The organism is Bradyrhizobium sp. USDA 4504, assembly GCF_054063995.1.
In genome coordinates this window covers 6,695,332-6,709,458 of record NZ_JBSSGV010000001.1, presented here as the reverse complement: position 1 = coordinate 6,709,458, position 14,127 = coordinate 6,695,332, and the positions used below count along the sequence as shown (strand labels likewise).

10 protein-coding genes are annotated in these 14,127 nt (G+C 67.2%); 3 read left to right on the top strand and 7 right to left on the bottom strand.

All coding sequences use genetic code 11. The features are described 5' to 3' along the window. Positions 1 to 194 precede the first annotated feature (194 nt). Genes ACVMB1_RS31555 through ACVMB1_RS31540 form a run of 4 tightly spaced genes read right to left on the bottom strand, consistent with a single transcriptional unit; the run spans position 195 to position 5,177 of the window. Positions 195 to 1,280 (bottom strand): lipocalin-like domain-containing protein, encoded by a 1,086-nt coding sequence (locus ACVMB1_RS31555; protein WP_076834881.1) that lies wholly within the window; start codon positions 1,278 to 1,280, stop codon positions 195 to 197. Continuing rightward, positions 1,270 to 3,729: an ABC transporter permease gene (locus ACVMB1_RS31550; RefSeq protein ID WP_076834882.1), complete on the bottom strand. Its 2,460-nt coding sequence runs from the start codon at positions 3,727 to 3,729 to the stop codon at positions 1,270 to 1,272. Before ACVMB1_RS31550 ends, ACVMB1_RS31555 begins: the two co-directional genes overlap by 11 nt. After that, positions 3,726 to 4,379 (bottom strand): ABC transporter ATP-binding protein, encoded by a 654-nt coding sequence (locus ACVMB1_RS31545; protein WP_057021223.1) that lies wholly within the window; start codon positions 4,377 to 4,379, stop codon positions 3,726 to 3,728. Before ACVMB1_RS31545 ends, ACVMB1_RS31550 begins: the two co-directional genes overlap by 4 nt. 36 nt (positions 4,380 to 4,415) lie before the next feature. Continuing rightward, entirely contained in the window at positions 4,416 to 5,177 is a 762-nt protein-coding gene (locus ACVMB1_RS31540) for a class I SAM-dependent methyltransferase (RefSeq protein WP_076834883.1), read from the bottom strand. Positions 5,178 to 5,399: 222 nt separating this feature from the next. On the opposite strand from ACVMB1_RS31540, the gene ACVMB1_RS31535 reads away from it, so the two are divergent. Further along, on the top strand, positions 5,400 to 6,728 hold the full coding sequence (locus ACVMB1_RS31535) for an MFS transporter (protein WP_057021225.1): 1,329 nt from the start codon (positions 5,400 to 5,402) through the stop codon (positions 6,726 to 6,728). A gap of 226 nt (positions 6,729 to 6,954) precedes the next feature. Here ACVMB1_RS31535 and ACVMB1_RS31530 read toward each other — a convergent pair whose 3' ends face one another. Next, the gene (locus ACVMB1_RS31530) at positions 6,955 to 8,673 is read right to left on the bottom strand and encodes an N-acyl-D-amino-acid deacylase family protein (RefSeq protein WP_076834884.1); all 1,719 of its coding nucleotides are present in this window, start codon (positions 8,671 to 8,673) and stop codon (positions 6,955 to 6,957) included. Positions 8,674 to 9,029: 356 nt separating this feature from the next. Next, positions 9,030 to 10,850, bottom strand: coding sequence for a chloride channel protein (locus tag ACVMB1_RS31525; protein ID WP_244559028.1), 1,821 nt, complete (start codon positions 10,848 to 10,850; stop codon positions 9,030 to 9,032). A gap of 76 nt (positions 10,851 to 10,926) precedes the next feature. Between ACVMB1_RS31525 and ACVMB1_RS31520 the strand changes: the two genes are divergently transcribed. Next, entirely contained in the window at positions 10,927 to 11,379 is a 453-nt protein-coding gene (locus ACVMB1_RS31520; RefSeq protein WP_076834885.1) for a MarR family winged helix-turn-helix transcriptional regulator, read from the top strand. A gap of 28 nt (positions 11,380 to 11,407) precedes the next feature. Here the strand turns inward: ACVMB1_RS31520 and ACVMB1_RS31515 are convergent, their stop codons facing one another. Further along, on the bottom strand, positions 11,408 to 12,646 hold the full coding sequence (locus ACVMB1_RS31515) for an MFS transporter (RefSeq protein ID WP_076834886.1): 1,239 nt from the start codon (positions 12,644 to 12,646) through the stop codon (positions 11,408 to 11,410). A gap of 226 nt (positions 12,647 to 12,872) precedes the next feature. Between ACVMB1_RS31515 and ACVMB1_RS31510 the strand changes: the two genes are divergently transcribed. Further along, a complete protein-coding gene (locus tag ACVMB1_RS31510; RefSeq protein WP_141339962.1) occupies positions 12,873 to 14,120 on the top strand; it encodes an ATP-grasp domain-containing protein in 1,248 nt (415 codons plus the stop codon). Positions 14,121 to 14,127 lie beyond the last annotated feature (7 nt).

The following is a 14,127-nucleotide window of genomic DNA, read 5'->3' as shown; positions in this document are numbered from 1 at the left end:
GCTTTACCTCTCCTCGCGCGCGGGGAGAGGTCGGAACGCATCGTCAGATGCGTTCCGGGTGAGGGGGGACCTCGGCGAGACCAACTGTCACCGAGTACGCGGAGACGGCCCCTCATCCCAACCCTCTCCCCGTAAGAACGGGGCGAGGGAGCACAGTTATGCCGCGGCCCCATTCGGACCAATTCCGTCACGTCCTAGTACCCCGTCATCTCAAGATAGCCGATTCCGGCGTGGCTGCCTGAGAAGCGGATCGGGCCTTCCCAGTACGGGAAGCTGGTTCCCATCCAGCTCCGTGCATTGAGCGGCGTGGTCTCGATGGCAAGGCCGCGTGCGGGCAGGCTGACGCGCCATGACGTCGGCAGCTTGCGGCCGTCGATCTCGGTGGTCGCGAGCGGCGCGATGCTGTTGCCGCTGGCGGCGATCTCGGCCGAGCGGCCGTCCAGCGTGATCCAGTTGCCGAACAGGTTTTCGCGGCCGTCCTTCTGGCGCAGCCGGTACAGCATCAGCTTCTCGTCGCCGGGCAGATGCAGCGAGAACCAGTCCCAGCCGGTCTGATCGGCCGCCAATGGCTGGCTGCTCCATTCGCGATCCATCCACGCCGAGCCCGTGACGTCGACCGGTCTGTCGTCGATTACGATGCGGCCGGACGCCTTGTAGAACGGCTGGCTGTAGTAATAGGAGGCTTGCCCGCGATCCGACTTGCGGCTGTAGCCGCGGTCGCCCTGCAGCACCAGCGCGCGGTCGGCCTCGAGCCGCAGCGCGGTGCTGAAGTCGGCGGCGGAGGCCTTGAGCTCGAGCGGTGCGACGCGCTGAGCATCGAACGCGTCGCGCCCGCGCAGCTCCCAGGCGTCGATCCAGGCGCGGAACGGCGTGGCTTCGACAGCGGCCTGCCCGACGCCGCCGCGGGCAAAGGTTTCGCTGAAGCGGTGCGTGCCGGCGCTGGTCACGGCGGCGTGGCCCATCCAGAGCTGCTGATTGGCCCAGCCCTCGGCCGGTCCGCCCGCTTTCATCGCCTGGCGGAACAGCGTCCATTGCGCGCCATAGGCCGCGCCGCTCGTGTCGGACAGGTTGGCGGTCACGTACCACCATTCGATCCGGAATTCCGGATGCGGGCCGTGGTCCGCGGGGAACGTGAATGGCTTGCCCGGCGTGACGGCGGCAAATCCTTCCGCCGTCTCGCCGAGCCCGGCGAAGCCCTGCGCGAACGTCTTGCCGCCGAGCGCCAGCCCCAGCGCACCGCCGGCAAAAGCGCGACGGGTGATGGTGCCGCTAGCGCTCATTGACAAAGATCCTGATCAGGCTGGCGGGCTGCATGCGCGCCAGCCTCGCGACCGGAAGCGCCGCGGCACAAAATGCGGCGGCCAGCGCCACCGCGAGCAGCTCGATCAGCTGCAGCGGGAAAATGTGGAACGGCAGCCGCCAGCCGAACGCCTTGACGTTGACGATCGCAAGCAGGCACCACGCCACCAGCAGGCCGAGCGGCAGCGCAAACAGCGCGGTGATCAGCGCGACCGCCATGGTCTTCAACAGTTCGAGCGCGGCGAGCCGCCGCCGGGTCAGGCCGATCGCCCACAGCGGCGCCAGCTGCGGCAGCCGCGAATTGGCCAGCGTGAGCAGGCTGGTCAAAAGCGCAATGCCGGCGACGCCGAGCGTGAAGGCGTTGAGCGCGGCGGTCACCGAGAAGGTGCGGTTGAAGACCCGCTTCGATTCCGTTTTCATCCTGGCCTGGTCGGCGATGTTGCGATCATCGAGACCGAATTTCTCCTGTAGCGCGGTGATCAGCGGTGCGATCTTATCCGGTGCCACGCGGAGGCCCATCCGTGTCATTGGTGTCTGCGGGAAGCGCCGGGTCAGCGCGGCGAAGTTGACCGCGATCTGGCCCTTGGGGTTGCCGTAATCGGCATAGATGCCGACGATCTCGAGCGGCCAGTTGCCGCCGGGGGCGGGTACCTCGATATGATCGCCGATCGCCAGCTTCATCCGCCGCGACAGCTGCTCGCTGACGAGGCAGGTGTCGCCGGGCCGCAGCCGAACCCACGCATTTGCGACGCTTTCGAGCAACGGCCAGCTGTCGTGATAGGTGGCGTGGTCGGGCAGGCCGAGCACCTCGATCGGCGCGCCGTCGAGCTGGGTGTCGGCGCGGCCGCCGGGCAGGATGGCCTGAACCTCGGGCCGATCGCGCAGCCAGGCCTTGATCTCCTTTGCCTGCTGATCGCTGGCGGCGCTGATGTAAACGTCGGCGGCGAGCCTTCCGTCGAGCCAGACCAGGAAGGTGCGGTTGAAACTTTCCACCATGGTGCCGACGCCGACATTGACCGCGAGCGCAAGCAGCAGCGCCATCAGCGCCAGCGACAGTCCCGACAATTGCTGGCGGCTGTCGGCCCAGAACCAGATGCCGACCGGCGCCCGCGCGCTGCGCTGCCCGAAGGCCAGCGCAATCTGCAGGACCATCGGCAGGATCAGCGCCGCGCCGAGCATCAGCGCGGCGAGCACGGCGAAGCCCGCGATCAGGGAATCGCCGAACCAGATCAGGCCCGCGGCGACCGCAAACACCGCGAGTGCCGCCGCGCTCTGGAGCAGCAGCCAGCGCCGCTGCGCCTGCTGCCAGGCCTGCGGCTGCGCCGTCGCCAGCACCGGCATCCGGATCGCCTTGGCAAGGCTCGCAGCCGCCGCGGCGAGCGCGCCAAGAATGCTGATAGCGATGCCGGCGAACCACCAGGCGGGTTTAAGCGAAAGCTGTCCGGGAATCTGCGCGCCATAGAGCCCGCGCAGCGAGGCCGCGACATCCGGCAGCAAGGCAGCCGCAATGAAGTAGCCGCAGACGAGGCCGATGAGGCCGGCGACCAGCGCCAGCGACACCAGCTCGATCACCAGCACGGTGTTGAGCATTCGCGCCGAGACGCCACAGGCGCGCAGTGTGCGCAGCATCGGCAGCCGCTGCTCGAAGGCGAGGCCGATCGCGGAGTTGACGATGAACAGGCCGACAAAGAACGACAGCAGCCCGAACGCGGTGAGGTTGAGATGGAAGCTGTCGGTGAGGCGTTCGAGGTCGCTCTCCGCGCTCGGCTCGACCAGGCGGAGCTTGTCACCCGCCACGTTTTCGAACGCTGTGTGCGGCGCTTTGGACTTGCCGACGAGCAGGCGCGAGACCTGGCCGGGCACTTTGAGGATGTCCTGCGCGATGCCGATATCGACGATCAGTGCGCCGGGCGCGAGCTCGGCCTGCACGCGCAGCGGCGGCAAGCTCATGCCGTTGGCCTGCGGCCGCTCGCCTTCCTTGAGGCCGAGATCGCGCAGCGTTTCGCCCGCCACCAGCATTTCGCCCGGCGGCGTGACGAAGGACTGCAGGCTGCCGCGTCCGACCGCCGGCGCGTTGCCGACCTCGGACGGCAGCGTCACCGGCTCGACGCCGAGCAGGCGGAAGCTGCGCCCGTCGATCTGGACCCGGCCCTCCAGCATCGGCGACACCGGCCAGCCGGCACGGCGCAGATCGACGAACAGTTGTTGCGGGAAGGTCGCGCTGTCCCTGGCGACCAGCATTGCAGTCCGCGACCCGCCGAAGGTCGCGGCGGCGCGATCATAAGCGATGCGGGCCTGCTGGTTCAGCGCCTGCACGCCGCTCCACAGCGCGGTGGCCGAGATCAGTCCGATCAAGAGCGTTGCGAGCTGCATCGGATGCCGCCGCCAGTGGCTGAGCAGCACCGCGAGGATCCACAGCGCGCGCCTCATGCGACGATCCCGGCATGCAGGGTGACCTGGCGGTCGAGCGTCGCGGCGAGCCGCGCGCTGTGCGTGACCATCAGGAAGCCGCAGCCGGTGCGGGTCACCAGATCGCGTGCCAGTGCCAGCACCTCGTCGGCAGTGTCCTCGTCGAGATTGCCGGTCGGCTCGTCGGCGAGCAGCAACAGCGGCTTTGGCGCCAGCGCGCGGCCGATCGCCACGCGCTGCTGCTGGCCGCCGGACAGTTGCTCGGGATAGCGCTTCAGCAACTGCTTCAGCCCAAGGCGCTCGACCAGTTCGTCGTGCCAGGCCGCGTCATGCCGTCCGGCGATGCGCGACTGAAACACGAGATTGTCCGCGACCGTCAGGCTCGGGATCAAATTGAACTGCTGGAACACGAGGCCGAGCCGGTTGCGGCGCAATTCGGCACGACCGGCGTCGCTGAGGTGGGAGACGACGGTGTCGGCGAGGGCGATCTCGCCGCTATCGGCGGCATCGAGCCCCGCGATCAGATGCAACAGCGTGCTCTTGCCGCTGCCGGATTCGCCTGATAGCGCCACGCTCTCGCCGGTCGCAACGGCAAGGTCGACGCCGCGCAGCACAGCGACGTCTTCGCCGGCAGAACGGTAACTCTTGGTCAGGCCGGTGACGCGAAGCACCGCGGCGGTCTGGTCAGATGAAGCGATGGCTGGGCCTCATTGCGGCTTCTGGTATTTCAGGACGAACTCGTCGATCGGCACCGGTGCCTTGAAGACGGGAATGTCCTTGGGGTCCTCCGCATGATGCAGGAAATCGCCCTCGGCCACCAGCTTGAAGCCCGCCGCCTCGATCTCCTGCTTCAAGGTGCTCTCCTCGATCCGGTGCAGCGTCTTGGCGACACCGGTGCCTGCGCCCGTCTTGGCCGAGTGATCCGCGATCACGAGCAAGCCGCCCGGCTTGAGCGCGGCGAACATCTTCTTGTTCATCGCGGCGCGGTCGACAGGCAGATAGGTGATGTCGTGATAGAAAAAGAAGAAGGTGATCATGTCGAGGTCCTTGACCTCGGGCGGGATCGGGTCGTCATAGTCCCGCACCACATGGACCACGTTCTTCATCGCCGGCGCCTTGGCGCGGGTGTCGAACTTGTCCTTGACGAAGCGCTCGAGCACGGTCGCGGAATCCTGTGCGTAGACCTTGCCCGACGGGGCGACGGTGCGCGCCAACAGTTCGGTGCTGTAGCCGGCGCTCGCCGCCATGTCGAGGATCGTCATACCCGGCTTGACGCCGGCAAAGGTGAGCATCTCGGCCGGCTGCCGGCGCTGGTCGACCTGGCGATCCGCATCGCTGCGATCGGGTGCGGCGACGATCGCGGCGTAGTCGGGATTGGCGGCGTCTTCCGCGCGGACTTGAGGCGCGGCAAGCAGCGCGGCGGACATAAGTGCAGCGCAAGCGGTGGCACGTAGGATCAATCTGTTCATGAAATAACCCCGGGCTTTTCGTTGGCCCTGAACATAGCAGTCGGGACATGACAGTTCACCGCTCCACTGGCGCGACCGACGCGATCGTGATCGGGCCGTTAGAAGCGCTCCGGGGCGCACAACCCCGAGGAAATGCGGTGTTGCGTTGCACGGCGAGGCGTGGCTAGCATCGCCGGACGGGGCCGATTTACGAAGCCAAAACGAAACGACGGGGAGCCGGACATGACTACGCAAGCGACGTCCAAGAGGACGTCAGAGGGGCTGTCAAAGGGGACGCCGAAGGGCGCCTGGCAAATCACCTTCCTTCTATTCCTGTTCATGGTGGTGAACTTTGCCGACAAGATCGTGGTCGGGCTCGCCGGCGTGCCGATCAAGAAGGAAATGGGCCTCACCCAGGAGCAGTTCGGCGATCTCGGCTCGTCATTCTTCCTCTTGTTCTCGATCTCGGCGATCGTGGTCGGCTTCATCGTCAACCGCGTCGCCACCCGCTGGGTGCTGCTGATCCTGGCGGTGATCTGGTCGCTGGCGCAATTTCCGATGGTCGGCACCGTCAGCTTCACGACGCTGGTGATCTGCCGCATCATCCTCGGCGCCGGCGAGGGGCCGGCGTTCTCGGTCGCGGCGCACGCGATCTACAAATGGTTTCCGGACGAGAAGCGTACGCTGCCGACCGCGATCCTGTCGCAGGGCTCCGCGTTCGGCGTGATCCTCGCGGTGCCCGCGCTGAACTGGATCATCGTCAATCACAGCTGGCATCACGCCTTCGGCGCGCTCGGCATCGTCGGCCTGATCTGGGCGGTCGCCTGGTTCGCGCTCGGCAAGGAAGGGCCGCTGGTGTCGACGTCTGCCGTGGCGGCCGACGAGCCGCGGATTCCGTATTGGAAGCTGTTGACCTCGCGCACCTTCATCGGCTGCGTGGTAGCAACCTTCGGCGCCTATTGGGCGCTGTCGCTCGGGCTCACCTGGTTCACGTCCTTCATCATCGAGGGGCTCGGCTTCTCGCAGCACCAGGCCGGCTTCGTCTCGATCCTGCCCTGGATCTTCGGCGCGACGATCGTGCTGCTGACCGGCTGGATCTCGCAGCTGATGCTGACGCGCGGCTTCACCACCCGCGGTGCGCGCGGCGTGCTCGGCTCGGTGCCGCTGATCTTCGGCGGCGCCATCCTTGCGATGCTGCCCTATGCGCCGCCCGGCGGGATCATGATCGCGCTGCTGGTGATCGGCTCCGGCCTGTGCGGCTCGATCTACGTGGTGTGCCCGCCGATGCTCGGCGAGTTCACGCCGGTGTCGCAGCGCGGCGCGATCATCGCGATCTACGGCGCGCTCTACACGATCTCGGGCATCCTGGCGCCGATGGTGATGGGCAATGTGATCCAGCACGCGGCAACGCCGATGGCCGGTTACATGTCCGGCTTCACTATCAACGCGGCGATCATGGCCGGCTCCGGCCTGCTCGGATTGCTGCTGCTGTGGCCGAACAGCGAGCGGGCGCGGCTGACCGGCACGTCGCAGCCGGCGGGCACGATCAAAGGTGCGATGTCGCCGACGTAAGGGGCGCACCTCTGGCAACTCGCTCCACTTCGCCTTTCCCCTTGTGGGAGAGGCCGGATTTCGCGCGTCAGCGGGAAATCCGGGTGAGGGGTCTGCCTCCGCGAGTTTCGTCCCTCGAGAGACCGCAACCCCTCACCCGGATCGCATTGCGCTCCGCTGCATGCGATCCGGCCTCTCCCACAAGGGGAGAGGCGCGGGAGTCCTGTCGCCCGGATCGCTGCGTCTCTCAATTCATCCCCTGCGCGCCGCGGACGAGCTTGCCCGGGCGTGCGCCGGTGGCCTTGCCCTCGCGCTGGGTCACGATGCCCGACACGATGGTGGCGTCATAGCCGTCGACCTGCTGCAGGAGGCGGCGGCCGCCGACCGGCAGGTCGTAATGCACCTTCGGAGGGTGCAAATGCAGCCGGTCGTAATCGATCACGTTGACGTCGGCCTTGAAACCAGGAGCGATCACCCCGCGATCATACAGACCGACCGACAGCGCGGTCTTGCGCGACTGCGCCGCGACCACGAACGGGATCGAGAGCTTCTCGCCGCGGCTGCGGTCGCGCGTCCAGTGCGTCAAGAGATAGGTCGGGAAGCTGGCATCGCAGATGATGCCGCAATGCGCGCCGCCGTCGGACAGGCCGGGCACGGCACTGGGCTCGCGCAGCATCTCATGCACGGCGTCGAGATTGCCGTCGGCGTAATTCAGGAACGGCACATAGAGCATGCCGCGACCCTCGTCGGTCAGCATCGCGTCATAGGCAAGCTCTTCCGGCTGACGGCCCTGGCGCCGCGCCTGCGGCCCGAGCGCGTTTTCCGGCGGCTGCTCATAGTTCGGCGGATTACCCAAGAGATACATCTTGTCGTAGTTCGGCCGGAAGAACAGCGGATCGTCGGTCGCCGTCGCGCTCTCGCTCAGGATCGTCGCGCGCACCTCGGGTCGGCGCAGATGCGCGAGCCGCTCGGCCAGCGGCAATTTGGCGATCTCGCGATAGCTCGGATGGGTCTGGAACGGGTTGCGCGACAATTCGAGCCCGAGCAGCAGCCCGACCGGCCGCGCCGCGATCTGGGTCGTGATCGACAGGCCGCGGGCGGCGGCTTCGTTGATGGTGTCCATGGTCTGCCGCCAACGCCGCGGCGCCTTGTCGGCCTGGGCGACCGAGAACGAGATCGGACACCTTGTGTTCTCGGCGACCCGCAGCATCATCGGCAGGTCCTCGTGCACGGTGCTCTGGTCGAGCACGAATTGCAGCACGCTGCGGCCGACGCCGTGCATCGCGCCGGCGATCGCGGTCAGTTCATCCTCGCCGGCTTTCAGCGTCGGCGTGTAGTCGCCGGTCGAGGTGCGGTGATTGAGCGTGCGCGAGGTCGAGAAACCCAGCGCGCCCGCCCGCACCGCGTCGCCGGCGAGCGCCGCCATCGCCTTGTTGTCCTCGGCCGTTGCGGGATCGCGGCGCGCGCCGCGCTCGCCCATCACATAGACCCGCAGCGCCGCATGCGGCAGCTGCGCGCCGATGTCCATGTCGAAATTGCGCTTCGACAGCCACTCCATGTAGTCGGGGAAGCTCTCCCACGCCCAGGGAATGCCGGCGGAGAGCACCGGCTCCGGAATGTCTTCGACGCCTTCCATCAGCTGGATCAGCCTGGTGTGGTCGCTCGGCCGGCACGGCGCGAAGCCGACGCCGCAATTGCCCATGATCGCCGTGGTGACGCCGTTCTGCGACGACGGCGTGATGTCCTGGCTCCAGGTCACCTGGCCGTCGTAATGGGTGTGGACGTCGACGAAGCCGGGCGCCACCAGCTTGCCGCGGGCGTCGATCTCTTCCTTGCCCTTTGCCGAGACCTTGCCGACTTCGGTGATCTTGCCGCCTGTGATCGCGACATCGGCTTCATAGAGGTCGCCGCCCTTGCCGTCGGCGATGGTGCCGCCGCGGATCACGAGGTCTGGGGTCGAGGTCATGGCATTTCATCCCGAGGCTGTTTTTGGTTGACGGCATCATGGGTCAGCCCCTGATGCTGTCAACCAGCGCCGATGAAGCTCTGGGATGCGCTGATGCTGATTTGCCAGCTGGGATCGAACGTTGCCGCCCGACGGAAATTTGTTCCTCGACGGCAGGCGGCGCTGCGCTCCCTCTCCCCGTACTCACGGGGAGAGGGGTGGGGTGAGGGGCTGTCTCCGCATAAGCGGTGATAGCTGCGTTTGTGGAAGCTCCCCCTCACCCGGAACGCATCTAACGATGCGTTCCGACCTCTCCCCGCACGCGGGGCGAGGTGAAACGGAGTCCGCGGCTCGATTCGAAATGAACTCGTATTGCGCTATCGCGCGCCGAAGAACGCCGTCTTCTGGGTCTCTTCGGCCTGCAGCCTGGCGCGGACGCGCATCAGGTCCTTCCAGCCGATATAACCGACGAGGCGCTGATCCTCGCGCGAGATCACAGGCAGATGCGAGACGTTGACCTGCATCAGGCGGTCGGCGAGCCGGTCGAGATATTCGTCGGGATAGGCGACGGTGATCTTGCTGCCGGCCAGCAGCTGCTTGAGCGTCGCGGTGCGATGCTTGCCGGCGCGGCGCCAGCGCAGCACGGACGGCGGGTCGATCACGCCGAGCACGTGGTGGTTGGCGTCGACGACGGGAAAGCTGGGGTGACCGGTCTTCGGGTTGGTCAGGAAGGCGGCCGCGCCGTGCAGCGTCATGGTGTCGGCGACGGTCTCGACCGCCTTGGTCATGACGTCGCGCACGCGGGTCAGCGCGAACGGATCGACACGGTACTCGCGCACCAGATGATGGCCGCGCCGAGCCACCTTCTCGGTCAGGATCGAGCGCCGCATCAAAAGCACCGTGACGCCGTGCGCGGTGCCGCAGGCTGCGATCAGCGGCAGCAGCACATGGGTGTTGCCGGTGAGTTCGACGGCGAAGAAGGTCGCGGTCAGCGGCGAGCGCATCGTGCCGCCCATTGTCGCCGCCATCGCCAGCAACGCCCAGAAGCCGGGGCTCGCTTCAGGCAGATAGCCGCTCAGCGCCGTTCCCATCGCGCCGCCCATGATGAGCAGCGGCGCCAGCACGCCGCCCGAGGTGCCCGAGCCGAGCGCGACCGACCAGATCACGGCTTTCACCACGAGCAGCAGCAGCGCGGCCTTCAGCACCACATCGCCTTGCAGCATCGACGCGAGGTTGTCATAGCCGACGCCGAGCGCCTGCGGCTCGATCAAGCCGCCGAGGCCGACCACCAAGCCGCCGATCAGCGGCCACCACATCCAGTGGATCGGCAGCTTGAGGAAGATGTCCTCGCAGCCATAGACCAGCTGGGTGAGCACGCCCGACAGCAGCCCGGAGAGGATCCCGATCAGCATCCAGGCGCCGAGCTGCAGCACCGAGATGTCGACGCCGCCGGTGAACGGAAACAGCGGCGCGGGCATGTGCAGGAAGGTGCGTCCGACCGCCGCCACCACGGCGGCGACGGTGACGGGAATGAAGCTGCGCGGCGTCCATTCGAACAGCAGCAGTTCGACCGCGAGCATGATCGCGGCGATCGGCGTTCCGAACACCGTGGTCATTCCGGCGGCGGCGCCCGCCACCAGCAGGGTCTTGCGCTCGTTGTCGCTGACCGGGAGCATCTGCGCGATCAGCGAGCCGATCGCGCCGCCGGTCATGATGATCGGGCCCTCGGCGCCGAACGGGCCGCCGGTGCCGATCGACACCGCCGACGACAACGGCTTCAGGATCGCCACCTTGGGGTCGAGCCGGGAACGGCCGAGCAGGATGGCCTCGATGGCTTCCGGGATGCCGTGGCCGCGGATCTTCTCGCTGCCGAAACGCGCCATCAGCCCGATGATGAGCGAGCCCGCGACCGGCACCAGCACGGTCCAGAGCCCGAGCGGCGAATCCTGCAATTTCAGGTCGGCGAAGCTGAACTGGCCGAAATAGGCGATGTTGGTGGCAAGCTTGATCAGCTGCAGCAGTCCCGCCCCGGCCAGCACGCCTGCGGCGGAGACAAACACGGCGATCGCCGAGATCACCACGACGCGCGGATCGGTCGTGAAGTCGCTCAGGAGGTGGCTGGCCTTCTCGCCGATTTTGGCGGTGTTTGGGGCGGTGTTCGTGGCGGAGACGCTCGATTTGGTGGAAATGGCGCTCATTGGTGGCGTAAGGCTCGGGTGAAGTGGACGCGGCGTCATATCGCATTGCGATATAATTACAAGCGGGAGACATCGAATGGCAGCGTTGAAAGCACCGTCGAAATCGCCGAGGCAGGACCAGAAGCGGGTTCCCAGCCAGGGCGATTACGAAACGCTGTCGCAATTTCGCTATCTGATCCGCCGGTTTCTGGAGTTCAGCCAGGACGCCGCGAAGGCCGCAGGCCTGACACCGCGGCAGCATCAGGCATTGCTGGCGATCCGGGGGTATCCGGGCGGCGGGCCGGTTGCGGTCGGTGATCTGGCCGAACGGCTGCGGCTTCGTCACCACACCACGGTCGAACTGGTCGACCGGCTGTCCGAGGCCGGGCTGGTCGAGCGCGTGCTCGATCCCGCCGACCAGCGGCGAGTGCTGCTGAAATTAACCGGCCTTGCGGCCGATCATCTCGCCGAATTGTCGGCGGTCCATCTCGATGAGCTGTCGCGCATCGAGCCGCTCCTGAAGCAGGTGCTGTCGCGACGGTCGGAGTGAGCGCGCTGCGTGCGCAACGTTTCGCGTTTCAGGCGCGCGGGCTGGCGGTCTCGGCCTCGTATCCCGAAGCCTGCGGCTTGCGCTCGGTGACGAGGGCAAGCAGCACGGTCAGCACCATGAACACCACGGAGGCGCCGAACACCCAGTGCGGCATGTGCTGGTCCATGATCCAGCCGAACAGCAGCGGGCTCACGATGCCGCCGAAGTTGAAGCCGGTGGAGACGATGCCGAAGGCGCGGCCGGCGGCGCCGGGCGGTGCCGCGTTGCGCACCATCATGTCGCGGGACGGCGCGATCACCCCGCCGAGGAATCCGGCAAGCCCCATCGCCAGCGTGAGCGCCACCGGCGGCAGGTCGAGCAGCGCAATCAGCAGCACAAGGGCGGCATTGACCGCGAAGCAGCCCGCGGCGACCTGGCTGTGGCGGTGGGTCCAGTCGGCGAGGTAGCCGCCGGCGAGCACGCCGGCCGCGCTGGCGCCGAGGAATGCGGTCAGCGCGATATTGGCCGTCGAGAACGACGCGCCGTAGCCGCCCATCAGTGCGACCACGCCGAAATTGTTGATGCCCGAGGTCGACAGGCTGAGCAGCGTGAAGAAGGCCGTCAGCACCATCAGCGCCGGCGTGATCACGCTCGCCTTCGGCGCGGCGCCCTCCTTTGCCTTGTTCTTGTTGGCGCCGGCATCGGGAATGCCGAGCACGATCAGGAACAGCGCCACCAGCGGCCCGACCGCACCGGCGACGATCAGCGCGCCGAGGCCGCCGATCGAGGCCACGAGCGCCGCCATGATCGCGGGCGCCACCGCGCCGCCGAGGAATCCGGCGAAGGTGTGGATCGAGAAGGCGCGGCCCATCCGCGCCTCGTCCATATGCGCCGAGAGGATCGCGTAGTCGGCCGGATGATAGACGCTGTTGGCGAGGCCCAGCAGCACCGCGCAGACGATCAGCGACGTATAGCTGAGATGCAGGCCGAGCCCGATCAGCGCGCAACCGCCGACGGTCAGTCCGATCAACAGGATCTTGCGCGCGCCGAAATGGTCGGCGAGGTAACCGATCGGCGCCTGGGTCAGCCCGGAGACCGCCGCGAACACCGTCAGCGCCAGGCCGAGCTCGACATAGCCGACGCCGAGCTGCTGCTTCAGGAACGGGAACAGCATCGGCAGCACGAAGATATGGAAATGGCTGACCCAATGGGCGACCGAAATCCCCGTCAGCGTGCGCAGCGCACTGTCGGCTTTCGCTTGCTGCGGTGCGGCCAGAACGTCGACCATGTCGTCGAAAACCCCAGTTCCATAGCGTTTTCAAGCGAAGTGGGTACCGGTTCGCGTGAAGAAAACGCGTCAAACAAAATGCCCGGCAGGGCCCGCCGAAAATAGAGATCGGCCGCTAATTGTCTATGAACGCGGGCGCATGGCTGCCCCCGGCGCGGGCGTGCCGGATCGACACATGCGGCATTAAATGCGGCGACAAAGCACGGCGGCACGGCGATGATCGGCCATGATCGACGCCAAAAAGCAGCTCCGCGTGCTGGTGTCGGAGGGCTCCAGCACCTCCGGCCGCGAGGCGATCACGATCCTGGGCCTGGCCGGCCATCACGTCGAGGTTTGCGACCCCTCGCGCTGGTGCCTGGCGCGCTACTCGCGCTTTGTCCGCAAATACCACCATTGTCCGCCGCTGCGGTCGGATCCGGCCGGCTTCCTGCGCTTCGTCGAGCGCCTGTTGGCCTCGCGGCATTTCGATGTGCTGCTGCCGACCCATGAACAGGGATTTCTGTTCGCCCGCGCCGCGGCGGGGCTGGCCTCACGCACTGGCCTCGCGCTGCCGGATTTCGCCAGCTATCGCGCCGTGCACAGCAAGGCCGGGTTCAGCCGCCTGCTCGACCGGCTCGGCCTGCCGCAGCCGCCGACCCGGATCGTGAACTCGGCCGAGGAGCTGCGCGAGGCGGTGCGCTTTCCCTCCGTTGTCAAAACGTCGGTCGGCACCGCCAGCCGCGGTGTCTGGTTCGTGCGCGACGCTGGTGATCTCAATCGCGCGCTCTACGACCTCGAATCCTCAGGCGATTTTGCCGGCGAGGTGCTGGCGCAGGATCTGGTCACCGGCACGGTCGAGAAGGCGCAGTCGGTGTTCTGCCACGGCACGCTCGTCGGCTTCCATGCCTACCGCCAGATTGCGGCCGGTGTCGGCGGCGGCGAGGCGATCAAGGAGAGCGTGAGCCGGCTGGCGATCCGCGCCGGCCTCGAGACCATCGGCGCGCATCTTGGTTGGCACGGTGCGCTCTCGGTCGACGTCATCATGCCGCTCGACAGCGCGACGCCGCTGCTGATCGACTGCAACCCACGGCTGGTCGAGCCGATGAACGCCTTTCAGTCGGGCGTCGATCTGGTCGACCTGCTGCTGCGCGTCTCGCGCGGCGAAACGCCGGCGCCGCTGGCCGAGGGGCGCGCCGGGGTGCGGACGCATCTGGCGATGCAGGCGCTGCTCGGCAGTGCGTCGCGCGATGGTACGCGGCGTGACCTGATCCGGGAATGCGGCCGCATCGCCGCGGGCGAAGGGCACTATCGGGGAAGCAGCGAAGAGCTGACGCCGGTGCGGCTCGACTGGCTCAGCGCCGTGCCGCTTGCGATGACGACAGTGCTGCTGCTGGCATCACCGCAGATCGCCTCATCGCTGGCGCGCGGCGGCTTTGGCGCGCATCTGCTCGATCGCGGCAGCATCAAGGCGATCGAGAATGGCGATTTCCGCTAGTATCCCT